The organism is Actinoplanes sp. GCM10030250, from assembly GCF_042666575.1.
GTDB lineage: Bacteria > Actinomycetota > Actinomycetes > Mycobacteriales > Micromonosporaceae > Actinoplanes.
This window is the reverse complement of sequence record NZ_JBHTDO010000005.1, coordinates 244,599-261,133: the sequence shown is the minus strand read 5'-3', so window position 1 is coordinate 261,133 and position 16,535 is coordinate 244,599. Positions and strand designations below refer to the sequence as shown.

Genomic DNA, 16,535 nt, shown 5'->3' with positions numbered 1-16,535 from the left:
GATCTTGTTGGATCGCGAAGCCCTCGTTCGACCCGCTGCCAGATGAGAGATGGGTCTCCGCCACGTTGTACGTTTCGGTTACGCAGCGTATGAGATTGTGTGACGGTTGAAGGTATGGATTTCGGACTCTGGACCATATCGGTCAGGGGCGCAAATGTCAGGTTTAACAACGGTCCTGACGATGACCCTGAACTAGCCGACGACGCTGATGTAACGATCACGCTGGCTGATGGCACGCGGTGGTGGGGCACTTTCTGCTCGGTCGGCCGAATCTCGGCCGAGCTGATTGCTTCGGATCCAAGCAGGCCACCGCACATATGGCGAGCAGGGCTGGTGGTGACACCGCATCCCGGTAGAGATTTGATCATATAGATATTTCAGAGCATCGTGGACGATGGGCGCGAGCGAGTACAAGAGGTGTTTGCCCGAGCAACATCGTGATCGTCGATGTGACGCGTATCCAGGACGTCAGGACGTCCCATGGCGACTAAAGAAGGGGCTCCCGACCGGCCGAATTGCGCGGTTTAAAGTTGCCGTTACTTACTAACCGGATTGCCTAAATCAATGTCATCGGGTACGTCTAGGGCATCAACTTTGAGGTGTATGAACTGCACAAGTGTTGAAAGGGCTTGTAAGAGACTTCCCATGGTCCAGACGGTCAAGAAACTCGATATAAAACAGGCTATGGCGAGTATCGGTTGCAAGGTTTTTGCGGACATCGCACTCAGCACAAGCATTGAGAGCATGGCGATGATGCCCACGAATGCAGTGAAGAGGAAGGGCGCTATGTACCTCGCAGGATCACGCCCTATTGCTTTGATCTTACGAAGGAACGCCTGATCCATGAACGCGGTCTGGACGGCGATGCCAGCGATGACTGCACCGACTACAACTCCTACGAGGCTAGCGGCGATTGGCACAGTCCTGATCATGGCGGCAGGCGTAATGAGAGCGGTGGCCAGGCCTCCGAATCCTGCAGCAAGCGCCCAGCAAAGATCAAATCTCAGGACTTCACTGAAGCGAAAGTCCATCGCAGACCAGAGGTCTCTCATCCCAGTACCCGACATGGGTCACCTCCCTGTAGGGGGATGCATGTCAACCTAGTACTGGTGTACGACACTTTCACTCGTCCCATAGTTGCGGTTCGCCCGGTTCGTCACCTTCTAGCCTAGCGGTGTAGCCTGCTAGCGCCATCGCTACTAGGTCCCTGCCCTCAACGAGATCAGTTCCGAAATCGGAAATTGAGACCTTATCAGCATCCTCGTTGCTGTTGAATTCTGCTTTGTCAGCACCCTCCACGCGGGCCTGCAGGTAGATTTCAAGGTCACCCGTCTCAATGCCACGAAGTTTCTCGGCGAAGATTTCCGAGTTAACATCAAGCTCCTGATTGTAAGGAGCGGCGAACTCTTCCTTCTTTCGTCCGGCACGGAGGGCGATCATCTGTGCTCGATCTTCATCTAGGTCACGGCCAGGATTAGTGAACTTGATGGTGCGCCGCATTAGTCGCACTTTCGGGTAGGTTTCTAGCCACTTATGTATCGAAGCTTGGGATACTACGAGGTCGCACTCCCAGTCGGCGGGGAGTAGGCCAATATCGTGTGCCGCTCGATTGAGGACTTTACCAAGGTTAACCATGGCTGAGTAAGCCTTTACTCGCCCGCTAGTTGCTATGGCGACGTACCGGCTGTGTTCGCGGAGGTCTACCGCAAACGGAACCACAGTGTCTTCCGACGCGGCATCGGAGAACTCCGTCTCTCCCTTGATCCAAGAGAATTCATCCTCGTCGAAATGCCGCTTCTCTTCGCTCACTGCAAAGCCAAGTACTCCAACTGCGAAGCGGCCCGAGGCAACCTCTATGTCGGCCGCGTGCCAAGTGCGTGCCGGCCTGCCGGCGTCGGCCTTAAACGTGATGCTTGTTCTCCTACTCCTGGCCAACTCGAGCATATCTTCCGAAAAGGGGCGCATTTGCATCGTGGAGTTCCGACGGTTGACCCGTCCAAAGACTACTCTGCGTGACTTAGCCATGCGCACTCCCCAGCAAAGGCTTCCGTGACTCCTTGAGTTTGGCGCATAACTACGAGTAAATCGAGATCGATCAGCGTCATAGCGCTTCTCGGCGCGGCAAACCTCGCTGCGGTAGGAGCCAGCCTGCCCGATGCCGGAGCACCGGCCCTCCAGGTGCCGGGGGCGTGAGAGGCATCCGGCGGTGGCGGCCCTAGGCCCTAGGTAGGGCCGTAGAAGCGCTCGGTCGAGCGAATACCAGGCCGCTCGATTGCCAATGGGATACAGCAGTGAAGTACAGCAACACCCAGGAGCTGCATCGATCGGTACAGGTCCGTATCCGAGCGTCCACCCTCCTGCGAGGCTTGATCCCCTCGCGTCGCCGCTTCTCCCGGTAGCGGATTGGAGGCGCGTTGCTAGACGGTGGCACCGTATGAGGCGGAGACGGCACCACGCCCGGATGGTGCCTCGAATTCCGCTACTGGCCCACCGGCGAGCAGCGATCCGAAGCGACGTAGCCCCCACACCACGGGTGCGGTTCCACCGCGGTCACGCGCCAGCCGTCGTCCTCGACCGCCGTGATCAGCCATGGGTGCGCTTCACTGTTGTACCTCTGGAGTCGCCCGGTCTTTGAGGTGAAGGACCAGTTCCCTCGGACGTCGGTGTTTACCTCCGCGTGCTTCTCGGTGAGTCGCCGTACCTCGTATCCGCTCCAGCTGATCCGAACTGGCGGCGGATCGGTCGCCTTCATCGCGGACAGGTATCCCGCCCGTTGCTCTAGCAGTTCCTCTTGGTGCTCGTCGTCGAGCAGCGGCAGCAGGCCTTCGTCGGTGTCGTACGAGATGGTCAACAGGTACTCGTTCGCCGCAGCCTCAGGTGAAGCTGAACCTTTGCCGGCGTCAACGGTGGCTTGGAGGAACACAAGGGCTGGCACGCCGACCACACCCCCGCAGCAACCCGCAACCATAAGCGGAAGTAGCACGAACGTTAGCCATCGGCGCCGGACTGACCATGTCTTGAACCGCCCGGCCGCTCGCCTTTCCCATCCGTAGTAGCGGGTCGTGATTCGCTCGGCCAAAGCACCCAGTCGAGTGATCATCCACGCACGATAGCGACAGAGATCGATGTGGGTGCCGCGACGCGACGGAAGGGTCGGCAGGAAACATTGCCGAATCTGCCTGTTAGGGATCAAGGCGCCGCGCTTCGCGCGGCGCGGTGGCCGGTACGCCGCCCCGCGGGGGCGGCGACCCCGGTCGGCCTACGGCCGCCGGGGTCGTAGACACCACGCCCGGAACGCCACCTACCGCGCCGCGCGAAGACGGGCGGATCTACCCAGGTGGGTCGCACGATTCTCCGGATCTCTCGGCCTGGCGCACGAGCGGCACACCCCTTGCCTGAGCAATCCTCGGCCTGGACACGTGCTGGCGGGTTCCTGACGTGCGCGCGGGGTGGGAGCTCCGGTCCGAGAGGAGGCGGCCCGGCAGCGAGCTGACAAAGCGGCGGCGCGGGCGTGAGCCAAGGCGGCGCGTGAGGCAACCATGCAGGGCGAGCTTGACCTGATGCTCAACGACAAGTGAGGCCGGCGAGGCCGCGTCGCTCGGACAGGGCGGCGTGGCCAAGATCTTTGGATTGCCCAAATGTGCGGATGCCAAGATCCTGTCGCGGGCGACGGCGTAGGAGTTGGGTCGAGGGGGAACTGCGCCGAAAGCGGATCTTACGGCGCGGTGGGGGGCTAGGGCATGACGTCACGGCCGTCAACCCCGGACTCGGCTGAGCTTGTCCGCACGGATGGCCCATCGAACTACCCTGCTCACTTTCTGTGTCAAGTGAGAACGTCGCCTAAGATTCTTCGGCATGTTCGCTCGAGCCACGGTTACTCAAAGCATGCGGCGCCTTGACGGCTTGTTTGTTCTGAATACAAAAATTACTTTTGTCCTATAAACGGCAATGATTTCTAGGGATCAAATCAGGGCACAACAGGCGAGTGACACCGTAGGCAACGGTCTGTAACGACTCTGTGTGACATTTCGATACAACGGTTAGGTCTCGTGTCAGAGAGAATATGTGTCTGAGTTCATGGAGGATCTGCCGCTACTTGCCTGGCAGAGGGCGGCCTGACCCTCGGGCATAAATGATCACTGTCGGTGTCCTGGGATGACTTACCTTGGAATCCAAAGCCAAAGCACGGTCTTGCATCCGGGTGCGACTTGCGCTAGCTGATACGGGCAAATAGCGCATCGACCAACGAATAGGCATCAAAATCTATGGCATGCAGCCGTTCGTACAGGGTGCCTCGGACTATGAGTTGAAGACCGTCAACCGAAAGTACTACCACGATGTTGGCTGTGGATATTTGAATAGCCTTTAAACAAATCGCCAGCGCCATTGGGCCCAAAAATTAATGTGCTCTATTTCACCCCATTGCTTCAACTCGGGGTGCTTGTACTGTTACCCACAGGATGGGCATTAAGTCTTAAGTGCCGCCAAATCAGACAGGCACAAGTGTGCCAATTACGTAGGGTGATCGAGGGGCCGAAGACAATCACTCGTCCGGCGCGGTACTACTTCCTCAAGCAGCAAGCGCATAGGCAGACGGCCCGCTGGCAGGCGGGCCGTCTTTGTCGCGCTCCCTCTCTGAGCACCCGGCAAAAGGTCCCCACTACGAAGGAGCACAACGTGCCCCACGGTAACGACAACCCTGCCCGACCACCACAGCTCAACGGCGTGCAAGGTGCAGCAAGCTCTCCAACGAGTGCTGATGGACCAGCGGCAACTAAGGAAGAAGAGGGCTTCATCACCCGAAAGGGAATTGTCAGCTTTGGGGGGCTTGGGGGTGCAGCGGTAGCCAGTGTCGCGGCCTGGGAGCCGGCTGGGCCGTCGCTGGCCATCCTGATCGGCTTCTTCGCCGGCCTTGCCGCAATGGCCTCGTTGCACGAGTTGCTGCCGAAGCGCTGGCGCTGAGTTCATCGCGGCTTGTTTAGATCGCACATGCCACGCTGCTGTACAGCAGTGAAGTACAGCAGCGCCAGCAGCTGAACTGGCCGGGACGGATCTTCATCAGCCCATCTGACCTCGTACGACGCTTGATTAAACCGCGTCGCAGGCAATCCTTAGTTCTATAGGGCCGTCGCAGGGTATGGGCGCTTCGGTGCGACCATAGCGCGACAACGTTGGTGCGATCCCCGACGTCCGCGCAGGTCACCGGGTCGCAGCGGCCGGTCTTGAAAACCGGTATGGGGAAACTCATCGTGGGTTCGAATCCCACGCCCTCCGCTCGATCCCGAGACATGAGAAACAGCCGCTGACCTGAGCGAATGCAGGTCAGCGGCTACTCGCGTCAGGCCTGCGCGGCAAGCACCTTCACCGGAGCGCGCACCGACGTCGTCGTCCCGTCACCGAGCTGACCGACGTCGTTGATGCCCCAGCAGTACGCCTCGCCCGCCACAGCCGCGCACGTGTGGCTGAAGTCGCCGTCGATCGATGTCACCGCGCCGGTGAGGCCGGCGACCGGAGTCGGCGACGGGAGTGCCCAGCCGGGGTCGTCGGCGCCGACCTGGCCGTAGCTGTTGCGACCCCAGCAGTACGCACCGTCAACGACGCCCGCACAGATGTGGTTCTCTCCGGACCCCACGGTGGTGGGAGCCGCGGGCAGCGCGATGCGGACCGCCTCGGGACGGCGGTCCATGGTGCCGTCACCGACGGAGCCGAAGAAGTTGTCGCCCCAGCAGTACAGACTGTCGTCAGGGGTCTGTGCGCAGGTGGCGTTGCGGGACGTGGTGATCGCGACCGCCGGGCCGGCCGGGAAGCCGGCGGCACGCTGGAAGCCCTGGTACTCGACGTGCCAGCAGTAGGGGCCCTCGGTGGTCGCCGCGCAGCCGTACCACTTGTCGACCTCGGCGGCGATCACCGTGCCGGGAACGTCGAACTTCACCGTCTGCCTGATGTGTGTCTGCTGCCTGGCGGTCTCGCCCCAGCAGTAGAGCTCACTGCTCTCGGTCACCACGCAGGAGGAGTTGACACCTGCGGAAACCGTCTTCGGCGTCTGGCCCTCGAGACCCTCCACCTTCACCACGGCACCGTCGGTCGGGACGTTCGCGGTGCCGAGCTGCCGGTCGTAGTTGTCGCCCCAGCAGAGCACATCAGCGGCGACGATTACGCAGGTGTGGTACGCGCCGCCGGCGATGCTCGTGGCCGGGCCGGGGAGCGCGATCGGGACCGGCACCGAGGACCGCCGGGGCCCGTCCGCACCGAGTTGGCCGAAGTAGTTGTCACCCCAGCAGAGGACGCTGCCGGTGTCGTCCAGGGAGCAGCTGTGTTCCACGCCGACCGTGACCTGACGGATGGCGGGTGCCGCGTCCTCGGCGCTCGCGGGTGCGGGCACGGCGAGGACCGCTGCAACGAGGGCAGCGGCGACCGCCAGTTTCTTCAGGGGCAAATGCATGCGGAAACCCTAAATGGACATTGAGTTCGCCGCTGCCCCGTCTTGATCAGCTTGACGGATCTTCGCGGGGCCGGTCGATGAGGTGAGCCGCTGCTATACCGTCGTCGTAGCCGTACGCAACGAGGCGGTGACCATTATGGATCTTGGCGACAGCTTCCAGGCCGACGTCAGCAACAGCCGCAACATCCAAATCGGTTCCGACAACACGTTGAACAGCGTGGAGGTGGACGCCGGGACTCTGCCCCCGCCGCAGCGCGCCGGTGGCCGTGGTGGCGTACCGCACAACCTTCCACCCGCGTCGGCGGTGTTCGAGGGCCGCGACGTCGCCGACCTGGCCGCGCTGCTCAATGGTGCGGACGGTGGTGTCGTGGTGGGTCAGGCGGCGGTGCACGGGCTCGGCGGCATCGGCAAGAGTGAGCTGGCGAACCAGTATGCACGCTCATACATGAGCGGCTATCGGCTCGTTTGGTGGATCACGGCGGACAACCGGTCGGCTGTCGGTCTGGGTCTGGCCGCATTGACCGAACGGCTGCACCCGGTGGCGACGCTGGCGGCGAACGCACAGGAGTGGGCGCGGGGCTGGCTTCAGTCGAACACCGACTGGCTCCTGGTTCTCGACAACGTCGAGGACATCAACGATATCGCTGACCTGCTGGGCCTGGTCTCCGGCCGGGGCCACGTGCTGGTGACGACCCGCCGCGATCTGCGCGCACGGTGGCGCGGGTTGGGGTTTCGGACGCTGCAACTGGAGGTCCTTGACCGAACCTCAAGCATTCGCCTGTTGCGGGAGCTGACCGATCTTGATGACGCCGCGGGAGCCGGCCGCCTGGCGGAGCGGCTGGGCGATCTACCGCTGGGGCTCCAGCAGGCCGCTGCATATGTCAGTCAGCACGACGGGATGACGTTCGACCACTACACGGCGCTGTTGACCGAGGAGTTCGGCCGGGCCGCCGGTAACGCCGGGGTGGGCGACACCGGGCAGCGAACGATGGCAGCGGTGTGGACGGTGACGATGAGATCCGTCGCGGAGTCTAGCGCCGTCGCGGCCACCGTGCTTGATGTCATGGCGTGGCTCGGCGCCGATCCGCTGCCGGAAAGCGTTCTGTATCCGCTGGCGCACGAACCTCGTGACGTCGATGATGCGCTCGCCATCCTGGCGTCGTATTCGATGATCAAGCGCCGTTCAAGGGCGCTGACCGTGCACCGGCTCGTCCAGGCCGTAACCCGCAATCAGAACGTCGTCGATGAACGTGCCACCGCGGTCCGCGGCAGTGCGGTGCAACTCCTGGTGAAGGCGGCGCCGGAGGATCCGATCGCGAATGTGGCTGGATTTCCGATGTGGGCGGCATTGATCCCGCATGTCCAGGCCCTCGTGGAGCAGCTGCCCGCAGATCATGAATCCACCGCGATGTTGTTCGTTCTGGATCGCGCCGCCTCCTATCAGCAGCACCAGGGCAACTTCGACGCTGCGACCGCACTCTTCGAGCAGGCTCTCGCCGACAGCGAGCGGATCCTCGGTTCCGGGAACGAACTCACCCTGGCGGTCCGAGCCAATCTCGGCGGGTGCTATCGCGAGGTCGGCCGCGTCGGCCTCTCCATCACCATCTTCGAGGAGGTCACCGCTGACTGCGAACGCATCTCCGGGCCTGACCACGCACACACCCTGACGGCGCGCGCGAATCTCGCAGCGTCCTACTGGCGGGCCGGTCGCACAGACGAGGCCCTCACCATCCAGGAACAGCTTGTCGCCGACTCCGACCGGGCCCTGGGCACCGAACATCCCACCACCCTGAACGCCTATGCCAACCTCGCCAACCTCTTCCGGGAAGTGGGACGTACCAACGACACCATCCCCATCTACGAGCGGGTCCTTGCCATCCGCGAGCAGATCCTCGGTCCCGATCACCCCAACACCCTGACAGCGCGCGGTAACCTCGCGGCCTCCTACCGGCAGGCGAGCCGCACCGTCGAGGCGATCACAATCGAGGAGTCCGTCGCCGCTGACCTCGAGCGCGTCCTCGGCCCTGACCACCCACACGCCCTGACAGCGCGCGGCAATCTCGCCTCCTCCTACCAGTCCGCGGGCCGCACCGCCGAGGCCATCAGCATCTTCGAACGGCTCGCCGCTGATATCGAACGAGTCCTCGGCCCCGAACACCCGCATACCCTCACCCTGCGCAACAACCTCGCCGTCACCTATTGGGACGCCGGCCGGAGCACCGAGGCGATCGCGATCGAGGAGCGGGTCGTCACCGGCCGCAGGCGAACCCTCGGTGCCGAACATCCGCAGACAATCGCGGCCGCCAACCTGCTGATGAGATGGAACGCCGCGGGATCAGTCTGACGGTGGGTTGATGATCATCTGGGGGCCTGCGCCCCGCCCCGCGAGCTGGTCGGACGGATTCACCAGCTTGCACCTCTGCAGGGACAGACATCCGCACCCGATGCACCCCGTCAGCTGATCCCGGAGCCGCTCCAGCACCGCGATCCGCTCCTCCAGCCGATACCGCCACCGCTCCGACAAGCGAGACCAATCCGCCTTGGTAGGCGTCCGGTTCTCCGGCAGGGACTCCAGCGCCGCCCGGACCTCCTCCAGCGACACCCCCACCTGCTGGGCGATCTTGATGAAGGCCACCCGCCGCAGCTCAGCCCGCTCGTACCGCCGCTGATTGCCGCTGGTGCGCGTCGCGTGGATCAATCCCTCCCGCTCGTAGAACCGCAGTGCCGACGGCGCCACCCCGCTGCGGGCAGCCAGATCGCCGATGGTGAGAGTCTCCATCCGTCCCCCGAAGAACGAGCCGAAAAGCCGAGCCGAAAAACCGAGCTGAAAAACGAACTGACGAACGAGCTTGAGTTCAAGTGAGCTTCAAGTTGCAGCCTAGAGCCATGACCGTACTCACCGCACCGACACACCGCCTGCAACGCCTGCTCAACCGCGTCACCGGTGACGAGAAGCACGCGCCGAGCGCTCACTCCACACTGGACGTGCTCTGGATCCTGTACGACCGAGTGCTCCAAAACACCCCGGAAACCGCCGACGAACCCGACCGCGATCGTTTCCTGCTCTCCAAAGGGCACGGGCCGGCGGCCTACTACGCCGTCCTAGCCGCCAAGGGCTTCTTCCCCGAGGAGTGGCTCGACGATCTCGCCGGTCCGCACAGCCGGCTGGGGCACCACCCGGACCGCGTGCTCGTACCGGGTGTCGAGGTCGGTACCGGATCGCTCGGTCACGGGCTGGGCCTGGCCGTGGGCACCGCGCTCGGGCTGCGCGCTCAGGGCTTCGTCGACACGCGGACGTTCGTGCTGCTCGGCGACGCGGAGTTGGACGAGGGCTCGAACCATGAGGCGATCGCGTACGCGGCCGCGATCAAGCTGCCGCTGACCGCGATCGTCATCGACAACCAGTCGTCGACGCACGGATGGCCGGGTGGCATTCCGGCCCGCTTCCCCGGGTGGAGCGTCTCCGTCGTGAACGGCCGCGACCACGACGAGATCGAGCGAGCACTGCGGATCACCGGACGGCCGCACCTGGTAGTGGCAGCGGTAGAGACCAAGTAGGAGAGGCAGACGATCATGCGGGAAGCCTTCATCACCACGACAACCGCCCTGCTCGACGACGATCCGCGCACCGCGCTGGTGCTCGCGGACATCTCGGCCGCCTCGTTCCGGACCGCTCAGCAGCGACATCCGGACCGGGTGTTCAACGTCGGCATCCGGGAGCAACTCATGGCCGGGGTCGGCGGCGGGCTCGCCCTGACCGGGCTCCGGCCGATCCTGCACTCGTACGCGCCGTTCCTGATCGACCGGGCCTACGAGCAGATCAAGCTCGACCTCGCGCACCAGGACGTGGGTGCCGTGCTGGTCAGCATCGGTGCCTCGTACGACGCCGCCGAGGAGGGATACACGCACCAGTCTCCGGGCGACGTGGCGCTGCTGGACACCCTGGAGGGCTGGACAGTGCACGTGCCGGGTCACCGGGACGAGGTGCCGGGCCTGCTGCGTGCCGCCGCCCAGCACGACGACCGGGTCTACGTGCGGCTGTCCGAGCAGGAGAACACGACGGCGTATCCGGACAGCGCCCACCTTCGCACCTTGAAGAAGGGCAGCTCACTGGTGATAGCGGTCGGGCCGATGCTCGATCCGGTGCTGGAGGCGACCAGGGATCTCGACGTGACTGTCGCCTACACGAACACGCCGCGGCCGTTCGACGTCGAAGGGCTGCGGGCTCTGGCGACCGACGCGGTGGTGCTCGTCGAGCCGTACCTCGAAGGCACCTCGGCACGCCTGCTCAGCGAGGCGCTGAGGGGCCGGCCGCACCGCGCGCTGCACCTCGGCGTCGGGCGCACCGAGGTGCGGCGCTACGGCTCCTGGCGGGACCACGCCCAGGAGCACGGCCTCGACCCGGCCGGGCTCCGCCACTCGATCCAAGAATTTCTGTAGAAGCCCCTTACGCCAGTGCGGGCGCTGTGATCCGCGGCGCCCGCACCGGCACGGCCGCGGGCTCCGCGCGCCGGCCCTGGAAGACCTCACGCAGCAGTTCCTCGACTCGCCAGACCGCAGCCGAGTCGGCCAGCCGCATCCGGAACCTCTCCCGCACGCCGTCCATCGCGGTGGCGGCCACCTCGATGGCCGGCCTGGAAAGATCCAGACGCCAGGTCACGTTGCTCAGCTGGCGCAGGTTGATGTTCAGGTGCAGGCGCAACCGGTGCAGGGGCCGCGTCTCCTGAACGACCACCACCCGCCGCTGGGTCAGCAGCAGGTAGTAGTCGCCGGAAAGCGGCGCACCCGGGCGGGCGCATCGGGTCATCAGGATCGCGGGGTCGTCCTGGTCCACGCAGTTCCGGAAGATTGACAGGTGCCGGTTCGCCGCGGGAAGGGACACCGACCCGGCGTCGGCTGCGTTGTGGAACGTACTGAAGAACACGTCCATGTGATGTTTAACGGGGGATGAACGGCGAGGAGTCGGCCGCCCCCGATGAATATCGAATTACAACCCATTCCGGGACGCATGAAACGGCTGCCATAGTGATGGCATGCAGTGGCGCGTCAAACCGGTCCTCCCGGTCTCCAAGCTGATGGGTGCTGTCGCTCTCGTGGTGCTCGCCGCGGCGTTCGCCGAGGGTGACCCGGTGCGCTGGGCGCTGGCGGCGATCGTCGCGGCCGTTCTGACCGGCTGGGCAGTGCGCGATCTGATCGTGCCGATCCGCCTTGCGGCGGATCGGGAGGGCATCACGGTGGTCACCGGATTCGCCCGGCGCCGGCAGGTGCCCTGGTCTCAGATCGAGAGGGTACGGGTGGAGCGCACCGTCCGCCGCGGTCTCCGTAACGAGGTCCTGGAGATCGACACCGGCGATGCCTTTTACCTGTACGGCGCGCACGACCTCGGAGCCCTCCCCGACGAGGTCGTCACACAGCTGAGCGACCTGCGCGCGGCGAAGGCCTAACCGAGGATCGCCTGGGTCCTCAGCACCGCGGCCGCCACGATCAGGATCACCAGCACCGTGAGGCCCACCGCCTGTTTCGCGGAGCGTTGCGGCAGTCTCGCGTACGCCAGGACCGCCGCCGCCGCGGCACCCGCCGCCAGACCGCCCAGGTGTCCCGCGATCGAGATCTGCGGGATGGTGAACGTGAAGATCAGGTTGGTGACCAGCAGCGGGATCATCGGGCCGGGATCACGCAGCAACCGGCGGTTGATCACGATCACGGCCGCGATCAGGCCGAACGTCGCGGTGGAGGCACCCGCCGAGGGCTGGTTCGCGGGCTGAAAGACGTATGCCGCGACGTTGCCGCCGAAACCGGCGATCAGGTAGAGCGCGGCGAACCGCAGCGGGCCGAGCTGGGCCTCCAGATAGCGGCCGAGCTGCGCCACGAGCATCATGTTGAGCAGCAGGTGGACCGCGCCGTAGTGCAGGAACATCGCGGTGACCAGCCGGTACCACTCGCCCTCGGCGACGCCGTGCACCTGACCGCCATACGTCGCCCAGCCCAGCACCTCGCCGAAGTCGGTCAGCGGGGTGCCGGTGCCCAGCAGGCCGAAGAACCCGCCGGCGCCGGCGATGGCGCGCGGCCCCCCGACGATCGCTGAGGCGATCATGACGAGCGAGTTGATCGCGATGATGCCGGTGGTCACATAGCCGAGCTGGCCGGCACGACTACCGCCGAAGGCGGTGCGCGCCGGCCGCTGACCACGGCGTCCCTCTTTGACACAGTCCGGGCATTGATGGCCGATGGTTGCGTCGTTCATGCAGCTGGTGCAGATCGGGCGCTCACATCGGCTGCACCGGAGCATGGTCTCTCGTGACGGATGCCGATAGCACACCGGTGCCGTCGAGGGAGCCTCACTCATGGCACCAAAGGTACCCGGAGTGGTCAGGAACGCTCGATCTCCACCCGCTCGATCACGACGTCCTCACGAGGCCGGTCGCCCGGTCCGGTCGGCGTGTTCGCGATCGAGTCGACCACCTTGGCGGACTGCTCGTCGGCCACCTGGCCGAAGATCGTGTGCCGCCGGTTCAGGTGCGGGGTGGGCGCCACCGTGACGAAGAACTGCGAACCGTTGGTGCCCGGGCCCGCGTTCGCCATGGCGAGCAGGTACGGGCGGTCGAACTGAAGCTCCGGGTGGAACTCGTCACCGAACTGGTAACCCGGGCCGCCGCGACCGGTGCCGGTCGGGTCGCCGAGCTGGACCATGAAACCGGCGATGACCCGGTGCGAGATGGTGCCGTCGAAGTACGGCCCGGACCCCGCCTGACCTGTGCGGGGATCCTTGTACTCCTTGGTGCCCTCGGCCAGTTCCACGAAGTTGCGGACGGTCGCGGGAGCGTGATCCGGGAAGAGCTGGAGGCGGATCGCGCCGTGATTGGTGTGAAGGGTGGCGTAGATGTTCGCTGCCACGGGTACTCCCGTCTGCGGTGATGGGACTGTTCTCGTGCAATTCGGATCCTCCCCCATGTCATGGATCCGGCCGCGCGGGGGTACCCGAAGAGGCAACATGGCCTGGGAGACGACCACAGGAGGTGGGCACCGGTGTTCGCAACGCTTCGCCGAAGGAACCGTAGTGCGCGTATGCGCAACGAGCTCAACCAGAGCATGGATCATTTCAAGCGCGCCGCGTCCCTGGCGGCGCAGGAGACCAGCGCGACCGTCGGACCCAAGTACAACGCGGCCAAGGGACGGGTCCAGCCGGCCGCCACCAAGGCGAAGGACGCCGCCACGAACAGCTGGGACAGCGCGCTCGCGACGCTGACCCCGCTGGTGACCGCGGCGACCGACAACGTCCGGCAGACCGGCAAGGCGACCAAGAAGCAGACCCGCAAGCAGGCCAAGCAGCAGGTCAAGGCCGCCAAGAAGCTGGAGCGCAAGGCCGAGAAGGCGTACGGCAGGAAGAACGGCCGCTCCGGGCGGCTCGCCGGTTACGCGCTGCTCGGCACCGCCGTCGGTATCGGTGCCGCGTACGTGGCCCGTCGCCGCCGGGACGCGCAGTGGGAGGAGTACGACGCCTCCGGCAGCACGCAGGCCGGCACGGACGACGCCACGTTCGAGCCGCTGGAGCCGACCGTCTACACCACGTCGAACGGTACGGTCGCCGACCCGACGAAGCAGAACCCCCGGTAATCGAAGAGCTGCTTCACGGCTGCCCGGCCCGGATCGAATCCAGGGCCGGGCCGGCCGGCAGGTAGGCGACGAGCTGCGCCGGCACGCGCCGGTGCGGCACGTCCGGGCATCCGAGCCGTCCGGCTACAGCCAGCCGTTGCGGCGCAGTGCCCGGTAGAGGACCACCGTGACCACCGACAGGACCGCTATCAGGGCCGGATAGCCGTACTTCCAGCCGGTCTCCGGCATGTAGTCGAAGTTCATGCCGTAGACACCGGCGAACGCGGTCCACACCGTGGCGATGGCCGCCCACGAAGCGATCTTGCGCATGTCGTTGTTCTGGTCGACCGTCACCTGGGCGAGACGGGCCTGCAGGATCGAGTTGAGCAGGTCGTCGTAGGAGGAGACCTGCTCGACCGTACGCGTCAGGTGGTCCTGCACGTCGCGGAAGTAACGCCGGATCTCCTTCGGCACCACGCCCTGGCTCGACGTGATCGCCGCGAGCGGCCGCTGCAGCGGAACCACTGCCCGGCGGAACTCCACGAGCTCTCGTTTCAGCTGGTAGACCTGCTGAATGGGCGCGATCCGATCACGGGAGAAGACGCCCTCCTCGATGATGTCCAGATCCGCCTCGACCTGGTCGGCCACCTCGAGGTAGTGGTCGACGACGCGGTCGGTCACCGCGTACGCCACCGCCCACGGCCCCTGCTGCAGCAGCACCTCGCGGTGCGACTCCAGATCGGCACGGACCGGCGCCATCTCGGAGGCGTCACCGTGCCGGACCGTGATGACGAACCGCTCGCCGATGAAAATCATCATCTGGCCGGTCTCGACCACCTGGGAGCTCTCGGTCAGCTCCTGATGCGGCACGTAGCGCGCGGTACGCAGCACCAGGAACTGCACCTCGCCGAACTGCTCCAGCTTGGGCCGCTGCTCCGCCTTGACCGCGTCCTCCACGGCCAGCTCGTGCAGCCCGTAGGTGTGCGCGATGGCCGCCATCTCGCCCTCGGACGGGTGGTGCAGCCCCAGCCACACGAAGGCGCCGTCGCGGCTGCAGGCCTCGCTGAGCGCCTGATCCGGGGTGAAGTCACCCGGCATCCGCTTCCCGTCCAGGTAGACGCCGCAGTTGACCACCGCGGTCGTCTCCCGGCCAGCGCCGGAACCGTTCGGCGCGGCGGCCTCCCCGGTCGCCAGCAGTCGCGTCATCGCCCGGGCGGCCCAGCCCTTACCCAGCGGCCCGCCACGCGTCCATGCACTCGATTCGCGCTCGGTCATGGTCCAACCCTCCGGGATGAGCAAACCCACCGAGGTTACCCGGAGGTTCCCGTGCCGGCTCAGCACCGGCACGGGAAAGACCGTCAGCCCCGTACTTCTTCGATGGCCTCGGCGATGCGCCGCACGCCCTCGTCGATCTGGTCGACGGTGACCGCGGAGTACGCCAGGCGCAGCGAGCTCTTCCCGCCCTCCAGCAGGAAGTCGCTGCCCTTGACGACCGCGACACCCTTCTTCATGGCCGCCGGGAAGAGCTTGTCCACGTCGACGTCCGACGGCAGGTCCACCCAGAGGAAGTAACCACCGTCCGGCTCGGTGAACGTGGCACCCGGGATGTGCTTGCGGATCGACTCGGCAAGCACGCTCGCCCGCTCACCCAGCGCGGCGCTGACCGTGCGCACCGACTTCTCGATGTCACCGCTCACGCAGAACTGGTGCACGATCGCCTCGGAGACCATGCCCGGGGAGATGTAGAGGTTGGTGGCCTTCTTCGCGATCGCGTCGATCAGCGCGGCCGGGCCGACCAGGTACCCGACACGGACACCCGGGCACACCGTCTTGGTGAAGCTGGAGGCGTGCACCACCGTGTTCTCGGTGTCGAGCGAGAGCATCGACGGCAGCGGCTCACCGCGGAAGCGGATGTCGACGTACGGGTCGTCCTCGAAGATGACGAAGCCGTACTCGGCGGCCAGGGCGAGCAGCGCCTGCCGCTTCTCCAGCGACAGCGTCAACCCGGCCGGGTTCTGGTAGTTCGGGATGATGTGCGCGAGCTTCGGGCGCAGGCCCGACTCGAGCAGGCCGCGCAGTTCGTCGACGTCGATACCGTCGGACGCCAGCGTCACCTGGTGCACCTTGGCGCCGAGGTTCTGGAGGTTGAGCAGCGTCCGGTCGTAGGTGGGCCGCTCCACGATCACGTCGTCGCCGGGCTGGACGAGGTGGCCGAAGAGGAACGCGTCGGCCTGCAGCGATCCGTTGGTCACGATGACCTGGTCGGGCGAGACGCCGTGCTTGTCGGCGATCCACTTCCGCAGCGGGAGGTAGCCGACGGAGGTACCGTAGGCGGTCACACCGGCCGGGTCGGTGTCGAAAGCGCGGGCGGCGGCGGCCTTCAGGCCCTCCACGTCGACGATGTCCAGCGACGGGGCGCCACGGGCGAAGGAGATCAGCTGCTCAGCGGTCATGCCCCACAGCTTAGAAGCCGGGTCTATACCATTTTCACAGCGGTCCT

The 16,535-nt window shown here is 65.3% G+C and carries 16 protein-coding genes; 6 read left to right on the top strand and 10 right to left on the bottom strand.

The features are described 5' to 3' along the window. Positions 1–536 precede the first annotated feature (536 nt). From ACFQV6_RS10585 to ACFQV6_RS10575, 3 genes are all read right to left on the bottom strand, one after another. Positions 537–1,052 carry a hypothetical protein gene (locus ACFQV6_RS10585; protein WP_378027204.1) on the bottom strand — a complete coding sequence of 172 codons (516 nt, stop codon included), beginning with the start codon at positions 1,050–1,052 and terminating at the stop codon, positions 537–539. 70 nt (positions 1,053–1,122) lie between these two features. Continuing rightward, complete coding sequence (locus tag ACFQV6_RS10580; RefSeq protein ID WP_378027203.1) at positions 1,123–2,025, bottom strand: hypothetical protein; 903 nt, start codon at positions 2,023–2,025, stop codon at positions 1,123–1,125. A gap of 454 nt (positions 2,026–2,479) precedes the next feature. Beyond that, positions 2,480–3,100 (bottom strand): hypothetical protein, encoded by a 621-nt coding sequence (locus tag ACFQV6_RS10575; RefSeq protein ID WP_378027202.1) that lies wholly within the window; start codon positions 3,098–3,100, stop codon positions 2,480–2,482. Positions 3,101–4,677: 1,577 nt separating this feature from the next. On the opposite strand from ACFQV6_RS10575, the gene ACFQV6_RS10570 reads away from it, so the two are divergent. Continuing rightward, positions 4,678–4,962, top strand: coding sequence for a hypothetical protein (locus ACFQV6_RS10570; protein WP_378027201.1), 285 nt, complete (start codon positions 4,678–4,680; stop codon positions 4,960–4,962). 376 nt (positions 4,963–5,338) lie between these two features. Here ACFQV6_RS10570 and ACFQV6_RS10565 read toward each other — a convergent pair whose 3' ends face one another. Continuing rightward, positions 5,339–6,442: an RCC1 domain-containing protein gene (locus tag ACFQV6_RS10565; protein WP_378027200.1), complete on the bottom strand. Its 1,104-nt coding sequence runs from the start codon at positions 6,440–6,442 to the stop codon at positions 5,339–5,341. Between the two features lie 82 nt (positions 6,443–6,524). Between ACFQV6_RS10565 and ACFQV6_RS10560 the strand changes: the two genes are divergently transcribed. After that, the gene (locus ACFQV6_RS10560; protein WP_378027199.1) at positions 6,525–8,786 is read left to right on the top strand and encodes a tetratricopeptide repeat protein; all 2,262 of its coding nucleotides are present in this window, start codon (positions 6,525–6,527) and stop codon (positions 8,784–8,786) included. Here ACFQV6_RS10560 and soxR read toward each other — a convergent pair. Further along, positions 8,778–9,221 (bottom strand): redox-sensitive transcriptional activator SoxR, encoded by a 444-nt coding sequence (soxR, locus tag ACFQV6_RS10555; RefSeq protein WP_378027198.1) that lies wholly within the window; start codon positions 9,219–9,221, stop codon positions 8,778–8,780. The genes ACFQV6_RS10560 and soxR overlap by 9 nt on opposite strands. A gap of 107 nt (positions 9,222–9,328) precedes the next feature. Between soxR and ACFQV6_RS10550 the strand changes: the two genes are divergently transcribed. Then, on the top strand, positions 9,329–10,000 hold the full coding sequence (locus ACFQV6_RS10550) for a transketolase (protein ID WP_378027197.1): 672 nt from the start codon (positions 9,329–9,331) through the stop codon (positions 9,998–10,000). A 15-nt stretch (positions 10,001–10,015) separates the two neighbouring features. Then, positions 10,016–10,882: a transketolase family protein gene (locus ACFQV6_RS10545; RefSeq protein WP_378027196.1), complete on the top strand. Its 867-nt coding sequence runs from the start codon at positions 10,016–10,018 to the stop codon at positions 10,880–10,882. Between the two features lie 7 nt (positions 10,883–10,889). On the opposite strand, the gene ACFQV6_RS10540 is transcribed toward ACFQV6_RS10545, so the two are convergent. Then, positions 10,890–11,372, bottom strand: a complete 483-nt coding sequence (locus ACFQV6_RS10540) for a hypothetical protein (protein WP_378027195.1) — start codon at positions 11,370–11,372, stop codon at positions 10,890–10,892. A 103-nt stretch (positions 11,373–11,475) separates the two neighbouring features. Here ACFQV6_RS10540 and ACFQV6_RS10535 point away from each other — a divergent pair, with 103 nt between their 5' ends. Next, complete coding sequence (locus tag ACFQV6_RS10535; RefSeq protein WP_378027194.1) at positions 11,476–11,886, top strand: PH domain-containing protein; 411 nt, start codon at positions 11,476–11,478, stop codon at positions 11,884–11,886. On the opposite strand, the gene ACFQV6_RS10530 is transcribed toward ACFQV6_RS10535, so the two are convergent. Both ACFQV6_RS10530 and ACFQV6_RS10525 read right to left on the bottom strand, forming a co-directional pair. Further along, positions 11,883–12,788: a rhomboid family intramembrane serine protease gene (locus tag ACFQV6_RS10530; protein WP_378027193.1), complete on the bottom strand. Its 906-nt coding sequence runs from the start codon at positions 12,786–12,788 to the stop codon at positions 11,883–11,885. The genes ACFQV6_RS10535 and ACFQV6_RS10530 overlap by 4 nt on opposite strands. Before the next feature lie 23 nt (positions 12,789–12,811). Then, positions 12,812–13,336, bottom strand: coding sequence for a peptidylprolyl isomerase (locus ACFQV6_RS10525; RefSeq protein WP_378027192.1), 525 nt, complete (start codon positions 13,334–13,336; stop codon positions 12,812–12,814). Positions 13,337–13,507: 171 nt separating this feature from the next. On the opposite strand from ACFQV6_RS10525, the gene ACFQV6_RS10520 reads away from it, so the two are divergent. After that, positions 13,508–14,056 carry a hypothetical protein gene (locus ACFQV6_RS10520; protein WP_378027191.1) on the top strand — a complete coding sequence of 183 codons (549 nt, stop codon included), beginning with the start codon at positions 13,508–13,510 and terminating at the stop codon, positions 14,054–14,056. A 123-nt stretch (positions 14,057–14,179) separates the two neighbouring features. On the opposite strand, the gene ACFQV6_RS10515 is transcribed toward ACFQV6_RS10520, so the two are convergent. Then, on the bottom strand, positions 14,180–15,310 hold the full coding sequence (locus tag ACFQV6_RS10515) for a magnesium and cobalt transport protein CorA (protein WP_378027190.1): 1,131 nt from the start codon (positions 15,308–15,310) through the stop codon (positions 14,180–14,182). Positions 15,311–15,393: 83 nt separating this feature from the next. After that, positions 15,394–16,488: a PLP-dependent aminotransferase family protein gene (locus ACFQV6_RS10510; RefSeq protein WP_378027189.1), complete on the bottom strand. Its 1,095-nt coding sequence runs from the start codon at positions 16,486–16,488 to the stop codon at positions 15,394–15,396. Between the last annotated feature and the right edge of the window lie 47 nt (positions 16,489–16,535).

Bases quoted from the DNA above. Each gene is read 5' to 3' on its own strand.
- ACFQV6_RS10585 (WP_378027204.1), bottom strand. From the start codon at position 1,052: ATGAGAGACCTCTGGTCTGCGATGGACTTTCGCTTCAGTGAAGTCCTG.
- ACFQV6_RS10580 (WP_378027203.1), bottom strand. From the start codon at position 2,025: ATGGCTAAGTCACGCAGAGTAGTCTTTGGACGGGTCAACCGTCGGAAC.
- ACFQV6_RS10575 (WP_378027202.1), bottom strand. From the start codon at position 3,100: ATGATCACTCGACTGGGTGCTTTGGCCGAGCGAATCACGACCCGCTAC.
- ACFQV6_RS10565 (WP_378027200.1), bottom strand. From the start codon at position 6,442: ATGCATTTGCCCCTGAAGAAACTGGCGGTCGCCGCTGCCCTCGTTGCA.
- soxR (WP_378027198.1), bottom strand. From the start codon at position 9,221: ATGGAGACTCTCACCATCGGCGATCTGGCTGCCCGCAGCGGGGTGGCG.
- ACFQV6_RS10550 (WP_378027197.1), top strand. From the start codon at position 9,329: ATGACCGTACTCACCGCACCGACACACCGCCTGCAACGCCTGCTCAAC.
- ACFQV6_RS10545 (WP_378027196.1), top strand. From the start codon at position 10,016: ATGCGGGAAGCCTTCATCACCACGACAACCGCCCTGCTCGACGACGAT.
- ACFQV6_RS10540 (WP_378027195.1), bottom strand. From the start codon at position 11,372: ATGGACGTGTTCTTCAGTACGTTCCACAACGCAGCCGACGCCGGGTCG.
- ACFQV6_RS10535 (WP_378027194.1), top strand. From the start codon at position 11,476: ATGCAGTGGCGCGTCAAACCGGTCCTCCCGGTCTCCAAGCTGATGGGT.
- ACFQV6_RS10530 (WP_378027193.1), bottom strand. From the start codon at position 12,788: ATGAGTGAGGCTCCCTCGACGGCACCGGTGTGCTATCGGCATCCGTCA.
- ACFQV6_RS10520 (WP_378027191.1), top strand. From the start codon at position 13,508: ATGCGCAACGAGCTCAACCAGAGCATGGATCATTTCAAGCGCGCCGCG.
- ACFQV6_RS10515 (WP_378027190.1), bottom strand. From the start codon at position 15,310: ATGACCGAGCGCGAATCGAGTGCATGGACGCGTGGCGGGCCGCTGGGT.
- ACFQV6_RS10510 (WP_378027189.1), bottom strand. From the start codon at position 16,488: ATGACCGCTGAGCAGCTGATCTCCTTCGCCCGTGGCGCCCCGTCGCTG.